Raw genomic sequence first — 14688 nt, forward strand, 5'->3', positions numbered from 1 at the left:
AACATGCACAAACGCTTCTACGCAGGTTTTACCCTGATTGAACTCATGATCACCGTGGCAGTTATCGGCATTCTTGCTGCGATCGCGCTACCAGCTTACCAGCAACATGTGTTGCGCACGCGCCGGGTCACTGCGGGCGCCTGTTTGATGGAAATGGCCCAGTTCATGGAGCGGCAATATGCCACAGCGATGTCTTACAACGTGGCGTTGCCATCGCCAAACTGCCGCGCAGATCTAACAGGATCGTACACATTTGCCTTTGCAACAGGCGAACCCACAACCTCAACCTACAAGATCGAGGCAACCCCCGCTGGAGCGCAAGACAGCGATACAAAATGCCAGAAGCTTGGGATCAACGGGAAAGGTGAAAAATTTGCAAAGAGCATCACCGATCTGACTGACTCAGCAAACAAAGCACTTATCAGTGATTGCTGGCGCTAAGTTGTGGTGAGCCCCTTCCTGTCGGTGGCGTGTGATCTCGCCAACAAATCACTGCTCCTCACCTCCCCCAACCCCCGCGTCGGCTGCGTCATCACCCGCCCGGACGGCCAGATTTTGGGCCAGGGCCACACCCAGCAAGCGGGTGGACCCCACGCTGAGGTCATGGCGCTACGGGATGCCGCTGCGCAGGGGCACTCGATTCAGGGCGCCACAGCCTATGTCACGCTGGAGCCCTGCGCGCACCAGGGCCGCACCGGCCCGTGTTGTGATGCGCTGATTGCCGCTGGTATCAAAACGCTGGTGGCCACCAACACCGACCCGAACCCGCTGGTGGCCGGCCAGGGTTTTGCGCGTATGCGGGCGGCGGGCATCGACGTTGTGGTGTTGCCACCCGATGACCCGCTGGCGATCCAGTCGCGTGAGCTCAATATCGGTTTTTTCAGTCGTATGGTCCGCAAAACCCCGTGGGTGCGGATGAAGATCGCCGCCTCGCTGGACGGCAAAACCGCGCTCACCAATGGCGCCAGCCAGTGGATCACCTCGCCCGAGGCCCGCGCCGATGGCCATGCCTGGCGCGCCCGCGCCTGTGCGGTGCTCACCGGCATGGGCACCGTGCGCGCCGACAACCCCAGATTGGATGTGCGTCTGGTCGACACGCCCCGGCAGCCCGCAGTTGCCCTGGTTGACAGCCGTTTAGAATTGTCGCCGGACGCTCATCTCTTTGTAGCTAGTCGCCCTTTATACATATGGGCTACAGGCCAAAATGACCATAAACTCTCAGAACTTGAGGCGCGTGGTGCCCGGGTGTTCCAGCAGTCAGGCGGCCACAGCCAGGTCGATCTGGCGGCCATGCTGCAGGACATGGGTCGCCTGGAGATCAACGAATTGCATGTGGAAGCCGGCCACCGGCTCAATGGCGCTTTGATGGAAGCCGGGCTGGTGGACGAATTTCTGATTTACCTGGCGCCCAAGCTGCTGGGCCAGGGGCGGGATATGGCCAGTTTTGGCCCCTTGACCGAGCTGTCACAAGCGCTGCCGCTGGTGTTTCAGAGCACACAGATGGTGGGGCCGGACCTGCGTGTGCTGGCCAGGGTTCAGGGGCGCGACCAGTTTTAGTCAAGGTTTGACAACGCTGTTTCTGGGCATTGGCTCGTTTCCCTGCGAAAATACGCCGATGTTTACTGGAATCATCACCGGCCTTGGCCGTATCTCTGCCGTTTTGCCTTTGGGCGACTCCGCCAGCCACGGCAAACGCCTGACCCTGGATTGCCCTGCCCATTACCTCAACGATGTGGCGCTGGGCGACAGCATTGCGCTCAATGGCGCCTGCATGACGGTCACCTCGCTCAATACCGCAACACAACAGTTCACCGTCGACATCTCCTCGGAGTCGCTCAGCAAGACGGCTGGCCTGGATGCCCTCGGTGGTGTCAATCTGGAAAAAGCCTTGCGCGCCAACGACCGCCTGGGCGGGCACATGGTGTCCGGCCATGTGGACGGCATCGGTTTAGTGACCCGCTTTGAGCAGGTGGGTGAAAGCTGGATTCTGCAGATCAGCGCGCCCAGTGCACTGGGCAAGTACCTGGCCTACAAAGGCTCAATCACGGTCAATGGCGTCAGCCTGACGGTCAATCAGGTGCAGGATCTTGCTGAGGGCTGCTTGGTCAGCATCAACCTGATCCCCCACACCTTGCAAAACACCACACTGGGCAGCTTGCACAGCGGCGCCCACGTCAATCTGGAAATTGACCTGATCGCGCGTTATGTCGAGCGCATGCTCAGCCCAGGCGCGGTGCAGGCTGCCTAGTCTTTTTGGTCGCACAGACCCTTTCTGTGCATTCAAACCTATTTTTTTATGACTACTCCCCAACCCGTCGCCATTTCCCCCGTTGAAGACATCGTGGCCGACATCAAGGCTGGCCGCATGGTGATCCTAGTCGATGAAGAAGACCGCGAAAACGAGGGTGACCTGATCATGGCGGCCGACTTTGTCACCGCCGAGTCGATCAACTTCATGGCCCGCTACGGCCGCGGCCTGATCTGCCTGCCCATGACGCGTGAGCGTTGCGAGCTGCTGCAATTGCCTCCAATGGCGGTGCGCAACGGCACCAAGATGGGCACCGCGTTCACCGTCTCGATCGAAGCCACCGAAGGTGTCACCACCGGCATCTCGGCCGCCGACCGCGCCCGCACGGTGCAGGCGGCGGTGGCCAAAAACGCGGTGGCGGCTGACCTGGTGCAGCCCGGCCACATCTTTCCGTTACAAGCTGTGGATGGTGGTGTGTTGATCCGCGCTGGCCACACCGAAGCCAGTTGTGACCTCGCAGCCATGGCGGGTTGCACCCCGGCTGCGGTGATCTGCGAGATCATGAAAGACGATGGCACCATGGCGCGGCTGCCCGATCTGAAACTGTTTGCCTTTGAGCACGGCCTCAAGATCGGCACCATTGCCGACCTGATCCACCACCGCAGCCGCATGGAGTCGCTGGTGGAGCACGTGGGTCAGCGCCCCCTCAACACCGCATTTGGCCAGTTCACCGCCCATGCGTTCAAGGACACCACTGCCCACGGCGTGCACTTGGCGCTGGTCATGGGGGAATGGGCGGCTGACGAGGCGGTGCTGGCCCGTGTGCACGAGCCGCTGTCGGTGCTGGACGCGCTTGAAAAAGACCGCACCATGCACTCCTGGAGCCTGGAAGCCGCCCTGACACGGGTGGCTGCCGATGGCAAAGGGGTGGTGGTGTTCCTGAACTGTGGTGAAAGCGGCGCACAACTGCTGGCCCAGTTTGACGGCACCGCACGCGCCAGCCATGGTCCCGAACGTGGCCACCTGGACCTGCGCACCTACGGCGTAGGCGCCCAAATCCTGCGTGAATGTGGTGTGCGTTCCATGAAATTGATGGGCACCCCCCGGCGCATGCCCAGCATGACCGGCTACGGCCTCGAAATCGTCGGCTACGTCCAGCCCTAACCCTTACTTTTGATCCCAACACCATGCAGCTTGCAGACCAAGGCGCACTCGACGCCACCGACCCCCGCCTCAAGGGCAAAAACCTCAGCATCGGCATCGTGCAAGCACGCTTCAACGCCGACATCACCAACGCACTGGCCCAAGCCTGCCGCAGCGAGCTGCTGGCCCTGGGCGTGGCCGAGAAAAACATCACCCTGGTGCAGGTGCCCGGTGCGCTGGAAGTGCCGTTGGCTCTACAGGGCCTGGCGGAAAACCTGAAATACGACGCCCTCATCGCGCTGGGCTGCATCATCCGTGGTGAAACCTACCATTTTGAGTTGGTGGCCAACGAGTCGGGCGCAGGCGTGAGCCGTATTGCGCTCGATTACAAGGTGCCGATTGCCAACGCCATCCTGACCACCGAAAACCTCGAACAAGCCGTGGCCCGCCAGACCGACAAGGGCCGCGACGCGGCCCGTGTGGCGGTGGAAATGGCCAACCTGCTGGAAAGTCTGTCATGAGTGAATCAAGCCACCCCGGCCCCTCCAAACGCCCACCCCGCCAACCCCGCAAGGGCCTGACCAGCACCGGTGCCCGCAAGGCCGCCAGCAAGTCTGATCGCTCACGCTCACGTGAATTTGCGCTGCAGGGGCTGTACCAGGTGCTGGTCGGCAAAAACAGCCTGGAAGACGTGGACCTCTTCACGCGCGACTTGGCCGGTTTCTCCAAAGCCGATGCGCTGCATTTTGACGCGCTGTTACACGGCTGCGCCGAACATGCGGAAGAACTCGACGCCCAGATCCAGCCGGTGCTGGACCGCCCCCTGGCCGAGATCTCGCCGATCGAACACGCCTGCATGTGGATTGGTGTCTACGAATTTGCCCATTGCCCCGATGTGCCCTGGCGCGTGGTGCTCAACGAGTGCATCGAGCTGGCCAAGGAGTTTGGCGGCACCGACGGCCACAAGTATGTGAATGCGGTGCTCAACAGCCTGGCGCGCAGCCTGCGTGCGCCCGAAGTGGCGGCCGACCGCCCGTCTGGGCGCGCCTCAGCCTAAAGGTTTGTTCACACACAAGATGCAAGTCTCCGGGCGCGCCCAGCGCATTGAGCCGTTTTATGTGATGGAGGTGGCCAAGGCCGCGCAGGCACTCGCTGCCAGCGCAGCTCCGTCTGACCCCGCCATGATCTACCTGAACATCGGCGAGCCCGATTTCACCGCACCACCGCTGGTGCAAGAAGCTGCTGTCCGCGCCATTCAGAGCGGTTTGTCGCAATACACCCCGGCCACCGGCCTGCCCGAATTACGCGCGCGCATCAGCCACTGGTACCAACAGCGTTTTGCGGTGGATGTACCTGCGAGCCGGATTGTGGTCACCGCCGGGGCCTCGGCTGCGCTGCAGCTGGCCTGCCTGGCGCTGATCAACCCGGGTGACGAGCTGTTGATGCCCGACCCGAGTTACCCGTGTAACCGGCATTTTGTGTCGGCTGCCGACGGCACCGCGGTGTTGATCCCGACCACGGCGGCCGAGCGCTTCCAGCTCAGTGCCGACAAAGTCGCTGCGGCCTGGAACAAGCAGACACGCGGTGTTTTGCTGGCCTCCCCCTCCAACCCCACCGGCACCTCCATATCGCTATTAGAAATGAAGCGTATTCATGAGGTGGTACAAGGGCATGGCGGCATTTCCATCATTGACGAGATTTACCTGGGCCTGAGTTTTGAGGCCGAGTTTGGCCAGACCGCGCTCGCGCTCGATGAGCAGATCATCAGCATCAACAGCTTCTCCAAATACTTCAACATGACCGGCTGGCGCCTGGGCTGGCTGGTGGTGCCCGAGGATGTGGTGCCGGTGGTCGAGCGGCTGGCGCAAAACCTGTTCATCTGCCCCAGCACCATCGCCCAACACGCCGCGCTGGCCTGTTTTGAGGACGACAGCCTGCGTGAATACGAACGCCGCCGTGCCGAATTCAAGGCCCGGCGCGACTACTTCCTGCCCGAACTCAACCGTCTGGGCCTGACGGTGCCGGTGCCCCCGGACGGCGCGTTTTACGCCTGGGCCGACTGCACGGCGGCCTGCGCCAAACTGGGTGTCAAAGACAGTTGGGATCTGGCGTTTGAACTCATGAACAAGGCACGCGTGGCGGTGACGCCGGGGCGTGACTTTGGTCATGCCGACACCGGGCAGTTCATCCGTTTCTCCACCGCCAACGCGCTGCCACAACTGCAAGAGGCGATTGGCCGACTGCGCACCCTACTGGCATGACAGCGCCGCAACAGCCCTCTGCGACGGCGACGTCGCCCTTTACCTGGACCGTGCGGGTGTACTGGGAAGACACCGACGCTGGTGGCATCGTCTACTACGCCAACTACCTCAAGTTTTTTGAGCGCGGCCGCACCGAGTGGTTGCGTGCCCGAGGCATCCACCAGCAGGCCTTGCGCGAAGCAACCGGCGGCATGTTTGTGGTCAGTGATGCCCAGGTGCGTTATCTCAAAAGTGCACGGCTCGACGATGAACTTTTGCTTACAACATCACTCACAGAAGCCGGTCGTGCGTCACTGACAATCCACCAGCAGGCTTGGCGGCAGCAGCCAGACAGCCCGGTGCTGCTGTGTGAAGCCACCATACGGGCCAGCTGGGTCAGTGTGGTGGGCAAACCAAGCCGAATTCCCCAAGTTATCCTGGACAAGTTGTTATGAACCAAGACCTCTCGATCATCTCCATGGTGCTCAACGCCAGCCTGGTGGTGCAAATGGTGATGCTGCTGCTGATGGGCATCTCGATTGCCAGCTGGGCCGCCATCTTTCGCAAGCTGTTTTCCATCGGCAAGGTCAAAGCCCTCAACGACACGTTCGAGCGCGAATTCTGGTCGGGCAGCAGCCTCAACGACCTGTTTGCCGCCGCCACCCAAAACGCCCGCACCGCCGGCCCGATGGAACGCATTTTTGCCAGTGGCATGCGTGAGTACCAGAAGCTGCGTGAACGCCGCATCACCGATCCCGGCACCCTGATGGACGGCGCCCGCCGCGCCATGCGCGCCAGCCTGCAGCGCGAGATGGACGTGGTGGAAACCCATTTGTCGTTCCTGGCCTCGGTCGGCTCGGTCTCGCCCTATGTCGGGCTGTTTGGCACGGTCTGGGGCATCATGCATGCCTTCACCGGCCTGGCCGCACTGACCCAGGTGACACTGGCCACCGTCGCCCCCGGCATTGCCGAGGCCCTGGTGGCCACGGCCATCGGTCTGTTTGCCGCGATTCCGGCGGTGGTGGCCTACAACCGTTTTGCGCGCGACATCGACCGCATTGCGATCCGGCTGGAAACCTTCATTGAAGAGTTTTCCAACATCTTGCAACGCAATGTCGGCGCGCAGTCTAGCGTCAGCCACTGAAGGAGCAACACATGCCAGCTGTTGTGAGCCGGGGCCGGGGTCGCCGCACCATCAACGAGATCAACATGGTGCCCTTCATCGACGTGATGCTGGTGCTCCTGATCATTTTCATGGTGACTGCACCGCTGATTTCGCCCAGCATGATTGACCTGCCCAGTGTCGGCAAAGCCGCCAAACAACCGGACCAGGTGGTGCAGATTGTGATTGGCAAAAACGAGTCGCTGGAACTCAAGGTGAAAGACAAAACCAGCTCGGTCAGCCTCAAAGAAGTGGCCAATGTGGTCAAAGAGGCGCAGGCCGGTGCCCAGAACCCGGCGGTGGTGATCAGTGCTGACAAAAACGTCAAGTACGAAACCGTGGTCAAGGTCATGGACAGCCTGCAGCGCGCGGGTGTGGCACGGGTGGGCCTGTCGGTGCAACTGGCCAACTGAGTGAGTCAGCATGCACGTTGGGACTGATCGCCTGGAGTTTGCGCCGCCCTCACCACCCGGCATGCTGCGGGCCTTCGTGTTGGCGCTGCTGGTACACGGCTTGTTGTTACTTGGCCTGACCTGGAGTGTGCGCTGGAAACACGACACCCCGGTGCTCAGCGCCGAGGCGGAACTCTGGTCCAGCGTACCCGTGGAGGCCGCGCCCCAGGCAGTTGAGCCCGAACCCGAACCCGAGCCAGAACCGCAACCTGCGCCGCCGCCCAAACCGGCCCCGGTGGTCGAGCCCCCTGCCCCACCACCGCCCAAAGTGGACATTGCGCTGGAGCAGGAAAAACAGCGGCTGAAGAAAGAACAGGCCCGCCTCGAAGAACTCAAGCTGGAGAAACTGCGCGAGAAAGAGCGCCTGGACAAACTGGAAAAAGCGCGGCTTGAGAAATTGAAACAGGACAAACTCAAGCAAGAGCAACTCAAGCAGGAACAGCTTAAACAAGACAAGCTGAAGCAGGACAAGCTCAAACAAGAGAAGCTCAAGGCCGAACAAGCAGCCAAGGCGCAGCAAACTGCTGCGGAGAAGAAACAGGCGGCTTTGGACGGGAAACAGCTTGAAGCCCAACGCCAGAAGAACCTGCAGCGTATGACAGGGCTGGCCGGTGCCAGCGGCGGAGCCAACGCCACCGGCAGTGCGATGAAATCATCCGGGCCATCGGCCAGTTATGGCGGGCGCATCCGTGCCAAGATCAAGCCCAACATCGTGTTCACCGAAGACATCCAGGGCAACCCAACAACGGAGGTCGAGGTGCGTGCCGCACCCGACGGCACCATTGTTGGCCGCAAAATCACCAAGAGCAGTGGCGTCAAAGACTGGGATGAAGCGGTCATCCGCGCCATCGACAAGACCGAAGTGTTGCCACGCGACATTGACGGCAGCATGCCGTCGAGCCTGTTGCTGGTGTTCCGACCCAAGGATTAGGATTCTTTTTAAATAGCTACCAGCCCTTTATGTATAAGGGCTAGAGGCCAATTTCATCCATAAATCTCCTGGCCACCCTGGCGAAACTCGGTCGCCTTGTCTGCCAGGGCCGAGCCCAGCTGTTCGGCGCTGGGTGCTGGGGCGCTGGCCTGGGGCGCAGACGGCACCGAGATACGCGCAAACTCCCGCACCTCCTGCGAGATCTTCATCGAGCAGAACTTGGGCCCGCACATCGAGCAGAAATGCGCCACTTTGGCGTGTTCTTTGGGCAAGGTTTCGTCGTGGAAGGCCATCGCGGTATCCGGATCAATCGCCAGGCGGAACTGGTCTTCCCAGCGGAACTCAAACCGCGCTTTGGAGATGGCGTTGTCCCACATCTGCGCACCGGGGTAACCCTTGGCCAGGTCGGCCGCATGGGCGGCAATCTTGTAGGCGATCAGGCCCTGTTTGACATCGTCGCGGTTGGGCAGGCCCAGGTGCTCCTTCGGCGTCACGTAACACAGCATCGCGGTGCCGTACCAGCCGATGTTGGCCGCGCCCATGGCCGACGAGAGGTGGTCGTAGCCGGGTGACACATCGGTGATCAACGGCCCCAGGGTGTAGAACGGCGCCTCAAAGCACGCGCTGAGTTGTTTGTCGACGTTCTCCTGGACCATCTGCAGCGGCATATGGCCGGGGCCTTCGATCATCACTTGCACGTCATGCCGCCAGGCAATCTGGGTCAGTTCACCGAGTGTGTGCAACTCGGCAAACTGCGCCTCGTCATTGGCATCGGCAATGGAACCGGGGCGCAGGCCGTCACCGAGCGAGAAACTCACATCGTAGGCTTTCATGATCTCGCAGATGTCCTCGAAGTGCTCATAAAGGAAACTCTCGCGGTGGTGCGCCAGGCACCACTTGGCCATGATGGCGCCGCCGCGCGAGACGATGCCGGTGAGGCGGTTGGCGGTGAGCGGCACATAGGCCAGGCGCACCCCGGCGTGGATCGTGAAGTAGTCCACGCCCTGCTCGGCCTGCTCGATCAGCGTGTCGCGAAAAATCTCCCAGTTCAGTTCTTCGGCGCGGCCATTGACCTTTTCCAGTGCCTGGTAAATCGGCACGGTGCCAATCGGCACCGGCGCGTTGCGCAGAATCCACTCGCGGGTTTCGTGGATGTTGTCGCCGGTGGACAGGTCCATAACCGTGTCGGCGCCCCAGCGGATGGCCCAGACCAGCTTGTCCACCTCTTCTTCCACACTGGAGGTGGTGGCAGAGTTGCCGATGTTGGCGTTGACCTTGACCAGAAAATTGCGGCCAATCACCATCGGTTCACACTCGGGGTGGTTGATGTTGCACGGGATCACGGCGCGCCCGCGCGCCACCTCGTCGCGCACAAATTCCGGGCTCATCGGCTGGCTCATCAGCGCACCAAAGGCCTGGCCGGGGCGCGGCAGGCGTTCGCTGGCCAGGCGCTCGGCCAGTTCGGCGCGCACCAGGTTCTCGCGGATGGCGACAAATTCCATTTCCGGCGTGATCAGACCACGGCGGGCGTAGTGCATCTGGGTGACGTTGGCACCCACCTTGGCGCGGCGCGGGCTGGTCTGGCGAACCAGGCGCAAAGTGCTCAAGGCGGGCTCAGCCAAGCGCTGCTGGCCGTAACGGCTGCTCAGGCCGGGCAAGGCCTCGGTGTCCTGCCGCTCGGCGATCCAGCCGCTGCGCAGCGGCGGCAGACCACGGCTGATGTCAATGGCCACCGCCGGGTCGGTATAGGGGCCAGAGGCATCGGGCAGGCGCAAGGGCGGATTGGGCACGCGGCGGGGTTCACCCTGTGTCGGGTCGCTCTTGACCAGCGTGTCGCCAAGCGCCACCTCGCGAAACGGCACCCGGATGTCGGGGCGCGAACCGCTCAGGTAAATTTTGGACGAACCCGGAAACGGGGTGCGGGTGATGCCGCGGGTGATTTGTGTGGTGTCGACGGTGGGTGTCATGGCGGTCTCCAGTAGGTCAAGAAAAGCCTGCCTGGAGTGCCGGGGTCAACCTGGGAAGATCTTGTGAGCCGCCCTAAGGTGCACCGATGCCAATTGCGTTGTTCCCTACGCGGGCATGACCCCGATCAGGTTCAGCGGGTTCCACAGAAGTGGTCTCAGCCTCGACTTTCGTCTCTGGCGCCCCGACAAGCCTGTGCAGTGTAAACGCAGCCTGGTCAGGCGGGGTGGGCTTCAAACTGATGTGTGCTGATAGAAAACCTTCTCTGGGTGCGCCAGGGCGACCGGGCCAGGCGCATGCGGTTTTGGAGCCAAATCACGCGCGGGCGGAGTCGATCAGTACACCAAACGGTGAGACGCGCGCCTTTGGCCCCAAAGCCCGGTCGCCTGACCCAATCACCCTGTCTCAACCGTGTAGGTTTGACGGGAGGGGGAGATTGAAAAACAGCCTCAAACCCTTATCAAAAAAGGGTTGACAGCTATCAGAAAAGATCTGTGTGCTCCCCGAATTACCTGGAGTTTCCGGCTTTCTTGACCCCGTACGGCTTCCAGAAACCCTTAAGGCGTGGTGGCTGAGTCAGGTGACCGGGCTTTGGGGCGAAATGCGCGCGTCCTGGGTATTCGCATACCGCTACGTAGCCCCGCGCGTGCTTTCGCCCCAAAACCGCATGCACCTGACCCAGTCGCCGCGCCGTGCATCGCTGCTGCTTGTTCGACGCCCTGGACGCATTCCCCAAGACATCCAAGGCAACACAAAAGTGCACGTTGGCGGCCAGGCGGTCTGCGCCAACACCTCGCTTTGAATTGCCACCCGGACAAGCAGCTCGCGTTGCGTGACGCTTGCACCGTTCGCCCTGAGCTCAGTGTTTGGGCCTCTACACGCTCAGCCCGCACGAAACTCAAAACATCGGGCCGAAGTTACACGCTATCTATTAAATAGTTAAAGGCCCTTTATCCATAAGGGCTAGATACCAATTTCACCCATAAACTATATCTGCCGTGCCAGGTGCCACCTGCGCCCACCAGCTGGCCAGGGCGGCATTGCTCGGGTAGAAACGGGCGCGTTCACCAAGATTCAGTTCCACAGCAGCGGCGCCCTCGTCGCTCTGGCAGGTCAAAGCCATACGCACCTGCAGTCCATGCACCAGATCACCCTGCTCGGTTTGCTCTCGCTGCGCCGGGTAGTCCTTGATCAACCGCGCCACATCGGGCGCCCTGCCCTGCGCCTGCTTGGGCAGGGTCACCCGCAGGAACTTGCCAAAACGGCAGCGCGCCTGCTCCAGATCCCAGATCTGGGTCACGGTGAGCTGCATGCCACCCGAGAAGCGGTCGGGCTGCTGTTTGCCCATGACAATGATGAGTTCGTCGTCCTTGAGCAGGTTTTTGTGGGCGTTGATCAGCGCCTCGTCGGCGCGTGCCTCGATCACACCCGACTTGTCGTCGAGCTTGAACAACGCCAGCTTGCCGCGCTGGCCGTTGATGATGCGGAAATCAGTGACGATACCTGCGAGCAGCTGTGGCTCGCGGGTATCGATCAGGTCGTCGATGGCGCGCCGCGCAAAACGGCGCACCTCGTCGGCCACCTCGTCAAACAAATGGCCTGACAGATAAAAGCCGACGGCGGTTTTCTCAAAGGTGAGACGCTCTTTGATCCCCCAGGGTGTGGCCTGAACCAGTTCGGGCTCCTGGGTGCTGGAGCCCAGCTCATCGGGGCCCCCAATGTCAAACAGGCTGCACTGGTTGGCGTTGGCCAGGGTGGCGGCGCCAAACTCAAAGGCCAGGTCCACACTGGCCAGCAAGCTGGCGCGGTTGAGGTGGATCGCATCAAAGGCCCCGGCCTTGATCAGCGCCTCGACCGTGCGTTTGTTGATGCGGCTGCGGTCCACCCGGGCGCAGAAGTCAAACAGGCTCTTGAACGGGCCACAGGTGTCACCCAGCGGCCCCACACCTCGGCCCTCGCGTGCCGCCACAATGGCTTCAATCGCTTGTTGGCCGCTGCCCTTGACGGCGCTCAGGCCGTAACGGATGACTTTGTCCGACACCGGCTCAAACCGGCTGACACCGCGGTTCACATCCGGCGGCTCAAAACTCAGACCCATCTTGATGGCGTCTTCCAGCAAGACCTTGAGCTTGTCGGTGTCGTCCATTTCCACCGTCATGTTGGCGCAGAAGAACTCGGCGGTGTAGTGCACCTTGAGCCAGGCCGTGTGGTAGGCCAGCAGGGAGTAAGCGGCAGCGTGCGACTTGTTGAAGCCGTAACCGGCAAACTTTTCCATCAAGTCAAACACTTCGTCAGCCTTGTCCTGGCTGATGTCGTTTTTGGCGGCACCATCGCGGAAGATCTGGCGGTGTTTGGCCATTTCTGCCGCGTCTTTTTTACCCATGGCGCGGCGCAACATGTCGGCGCCACCGAGTGAGTAGCCGCCCAGGATCTGCGCGGTCTGCATCACCTGCTCCTGGTAGACCATGATGCCGTAGGTCTCAGACAACATGTTGGCCACCAGCGGGTGCGGGTACTCGACCACCTCGCGCCCATGTTTACGCGCCACAAAGCTCGGGATCAGGTCCATCGGGCCGGGGCGATAGAGCGCATTGAGTGCAATCAGGTCTTCCAGCCGGGTCGGTTTGGCGTCACGCAACATGCCCTGCATGCCGCGACTTTCAAACTGGAACACCGCTTCAGTCTTGCCCTCTTGAAACAGCCTGTAGGTGGGTTTGTCGTCGAGTGGCAGGTTCTCAAACGCAAAGTTTTCCTGACCCTTGTGGCGTTTGACGATGAACTCGCGCGCAATCTCCAGAATGGTCAACGTGGCCAGACCCAAAAAGTCGAACTTGACCAGGCCCACCGCCTCAACGTCGTTTTTGTCGTACTGGCTCACCGCCGATTCGCTGCCGGGCTGCTGGTAGAGCGGGCAGAAGTCGGTGAGTTTGCCCGGCGCAATCAGCACGCCCCCGGCGTGCATGCCGATGTTGCGGGTCATGCCTTCCAGCTTGCGCGCCAGCTCCAAGAGCGTGCGCACGTCTTCTTCCTTGGCCTCGCGCTCGGCCAGAATCGGCTCCGCCTCGGAGGCGTAGACCATCTTGTCGTCTTTGGGTCGGTCTGGCGGCGGCAATTGCAGGGTGACGGCGACCCCGGGCTTGTTCGGGATCAGTTTGCTGATGCCATCACAAAAGGTGTAACTCATGTCCAGCACACGGCCCACGTCGCGGATCGCCGCGCGGGCGGCCATGGTGCCAAAGGTGGCAATCTGGCTCACCGCGTCCTTGCCGTATTTGTCCTTGACATAGTCGATCACGCGGTCGCGGTTGCCCTGGCAGAAGTCGATGTCAAAGTCGGGCATCGACACCCGCTCGGGGTTCAGGAAACGTTCGAACAGCAGGTTGTATTGCAGCGGGTCCAGATCGGTGATCTTGAGCGCGTAGGCCACCAGAGAACCAGCGCCGGAACCCCGCCCGGGCCCCACCGGGCAACCATTGTTTTTGGCCCAGTTGATGAAGTCACCCACGATCAAAAAGTAACCTGGGAAGCCCATTTTGAGGATGGTGACCAGCTCGAACTCGAGGCGTTCCACATAACGCGGCATCTCGGCCTCGCGTTTCACCGGGTCGGGGTACAGGTGCGCCATCCGAACTTTCAGCCCCTCATGCGAGGCGTAGCGGAAGTACTCGTCAGCGCCCATCACCACACCGTTGACCGGTGGAATGGGAAAGTCTGGCAGCTGCGGCTTGCCCAGCACCAGGCTCAGGTTGCAGCGTCTGGCAATCTCGACACTGTTGGCCAGCGCACTGGGCACATCGGCAAACAGTTCGGCCATCTGTGCCGCGGTTTTGAAGTGCTGCTCACGGGTGAAACGGCGCACCCGGCGCGGGTTGGCCAGAATTTCGCCCTCGGCAATACAAACCCGGGCTTCATGGGCCTCAAAGTCTTCGGGCGCGGCAAACTGGATCGGGTGGGTGGCCACCACCGGCAGCTGCATACGTTGCGCCAGCTGCACCGCGGCGGCCACCTGTGGCTCGTCTTCCGCTCGCCCGGCGCGTTGCAGCTCCAGGTAAAAACGGTGCGGGAACACGTTGGCCAGCTGCATGGCCGCGTCAAACGCGCGCTCTTCGTCCCCCTGCAACAGCGCTTGGCCGATGGGCCCAGCCTGCGCACCTGAGAGGCAAATCAGCCCGCCGTTGAGTTCATTGAGCCAAGCCAGGCTGATGCTGGCCTGGGTTTTTGTGCCGTTTTGGGTCCAGGCGCGTGCCAACAGCTCGGACAGGTTCAGGTAACCGGCATGGTTTTGCACCAAAAGCAACACCCGGGACAGCTGGGTGGCCTCTTTGCCCAGGCCTTCGAGCCATATTTCAGCGCCGATGATCGGTTTGACGCCGCGCTTGCGCCCTTCTTTGTAAAATTTGACCGCACCAAACAGGTTGCTGAGGTCGGTGATGGCCAAGGCCGGTTGTTGGTCCGAAGCGGCAGATTTGACAATCTCGTCGATCCGGTTGGTGCCGTCAATGACGGAAAATTCGGTGTGTAGGCGCAAGTGAACAAACATAACCTGC

At 61.4% G+C, this 14688-nt stretch carries 13 protein-coding genes and 1 riboswitch; of the genes, 11 read left to right on the forward strand and 2 right to left on the reverse strand.

The window, feature by feature from the left end:
* Positions 1-3: 3 nt before the first annotated feature.
* Genes RF819_RS17760 through tolA form a run of 11 tightly spaced genes read left to right on the forward strand, consistent with a single transcriptional unit; the run spans position 4 to position 8176 of the window.
* Entirely contained in the window at positions 4-441 is a 438-nt protein-coding gene (locus tag RF819_RS17760) for a type IV pilin protein (protein ID WP_078366200.1), read from the forward strand.
* A 3-nt stretch (positions 442-444) separates the two neighbouring features.
* Positions 445-1557 carry a bifunctional diaminohydroxyphosphoribosylaminopyrimidine deaminase/5-amino-6-(5-phosphoribosylamino)uracil reductase RibD gene (gene ribD, locus RF819_RS17765; protein WP_078366201.1) on the forward strand — a complete coding sequence of 371 codons (1113 nt, stop codon included), beginning with the start codon at positions 445-447 and terminating at the stop codon, positions 1555-1557.
* Positions 1558-1615: 58 nt separating this feature from the next.
* Positions 1616-2248 (forward strand): riboflavin synthase, encoded by a 633-nt coding sequence (locus RF819_RS17770; protein ID WP_078366202.1) that lies wholly within the window; start codon positions 1616-1618, stop codon positions 2246-2248.
* Between the two features lie 48 nt (positions 2249-2296).
* Positions 2297-3412, forward strand: coding sequence for a bifunctional 3,4-dihydroxy-2-butanone-4-phosphate synthase/GTP cyclohydrolase II (gene ribBA, locus RF819_RS17775; protein ID WP_078366203.1), 1116 nt, complete (start codon positions 2297-2299; stop codon positions 3410-3412).
* Positions 3413-3435: 23 nt separating this feature from the next.
* The gene (ribH, locus tag RF819_RS17780; protein ID WP_078366204.1) at positions 3436-3912 is read left to right on the forward strand and encodes a 6,7-dimethyl-8-ribityllumazine synthase; all 477 of its coding nucleotides are present in this window, start codon (positions 3436-3438) and stop codon (positions 3910-3912) included.
* Positions 3909-4448: a transcription antitermination factor NusB gene (gene nusB, locus RF819_RS17785; RefSeq protein ID WP_078366205.1), complete on the forward strand. Its 540-nt coding sequence runs from the start codon at positions 3909-3911 to the stop codon at positions 4446-4448. The genes ribH and nusB overlap by 4 nt, the downstream gene beginning before the upstream one ends.
* A 19-nt stretch (positions 4449-4467) precedes the next feature.
* Complete coding sequence (locus RF819_RS17790) at positions 4468-5652, forward strand: pyridoxal phosphate-dependent aminotransferase (RefSeq protein ID WP_078366206.1); 1185 nt, start codon at positions 4468-4470, stop codon at positions 5650-5652.
* Complete coding sequence (gene ybgC, locus RF819_RS17795; protein WP_078366207.1) at positions 5649-6086, forward strand: tol-pal system-associated acyl-CoA thioesterase; 438 nt, start codon at positions 5649-5651, stop codon at positions 6084-6086. The genes RF819_RS17790 and ybgC overlap by 4 nt, the downstream gene beginning before the upstream one ends.
* Complete coding sequence (tolQ, locus tag RF819_RS17800; protein WP_078366208.1) at positions 6083-6775, forward strand: protein TolQ; 693 nt, start codon at positions 6083-6085, stop codon at positions 6773-6775. The genes ybgC and tolQ overlap by 4 nt, the downstream gene beginning before the upstream one ends.
* A gap of 11 nt (positions 6776-6786) precedes the next feature.
* Positions 6787-7206 (forward strand): biopolymer transporter ExbD, encoded by a 420-nt coding sequence (locus RF819_RS17805; protein ID WP_078366209.1) that lies wholly within the window; start codon positions 6787-6789, stop codon positions 7204-7206.
* A 10-nt stretch (positions 7207-7216) separates the two neighbouring features.
* Positions 7217-8176 carry a cell envelope integrity protein TolA gene (gene tolA, locus RF819_RS17810; protein WP_078366210.1) on the forward strand — a complete coding sequence of 320 codons (960 nt, stop codon included), beginning with the start codon at positions 7217-7219 and terminating at the stop codon, positions 8174-8176.
* Positions 8177-8229: 53 nt separating this feature from the next.
* On the opposite strand, the gene thiC is transcribed toward tolA, so the two are convergent.
* On the reverse strand, positions 8230-10143 hold the full coding sequence (gene thiC / locus RF819_RS17815) for a phosphomethylpyrimidine synthase ThiC (RefSeq protein ID WP_078366211.1): 1914 nt from the start codon (positions 10141-10143) through the stop codon (positions 8230-8232).
* 85 nt (positions 10144-10228) lie between these two features.
* Positions 10229-10338: riboswitch (TPP riboswitch) on the reverse strand.
* Positions 10339-11117: 779 nt separating this feature from the next.
* Complete coding sequence (gene dnaE, locus RF819_RS17820) at positions 11118-14681, reverse strand: DNA polymerase III subunit alpha (protein ID WP_078366212.1); 3564 nt, start codon at positions 14679-14681, stop codon at positions 11118-11120.
* Positions 14682-14688 lie beyond the last annotated feature (7 nt).

Source organism: Rhodoferax fermentans (assembly GCF_002017865.1).
Classification (GTDB): domain Bacteria; phylum Pseudomonadota; class Gammaproteobacteria; order Burkholderiales; family Burkholderiaceae_C; genus Rhodoferax; species Rhodoferax fermentans.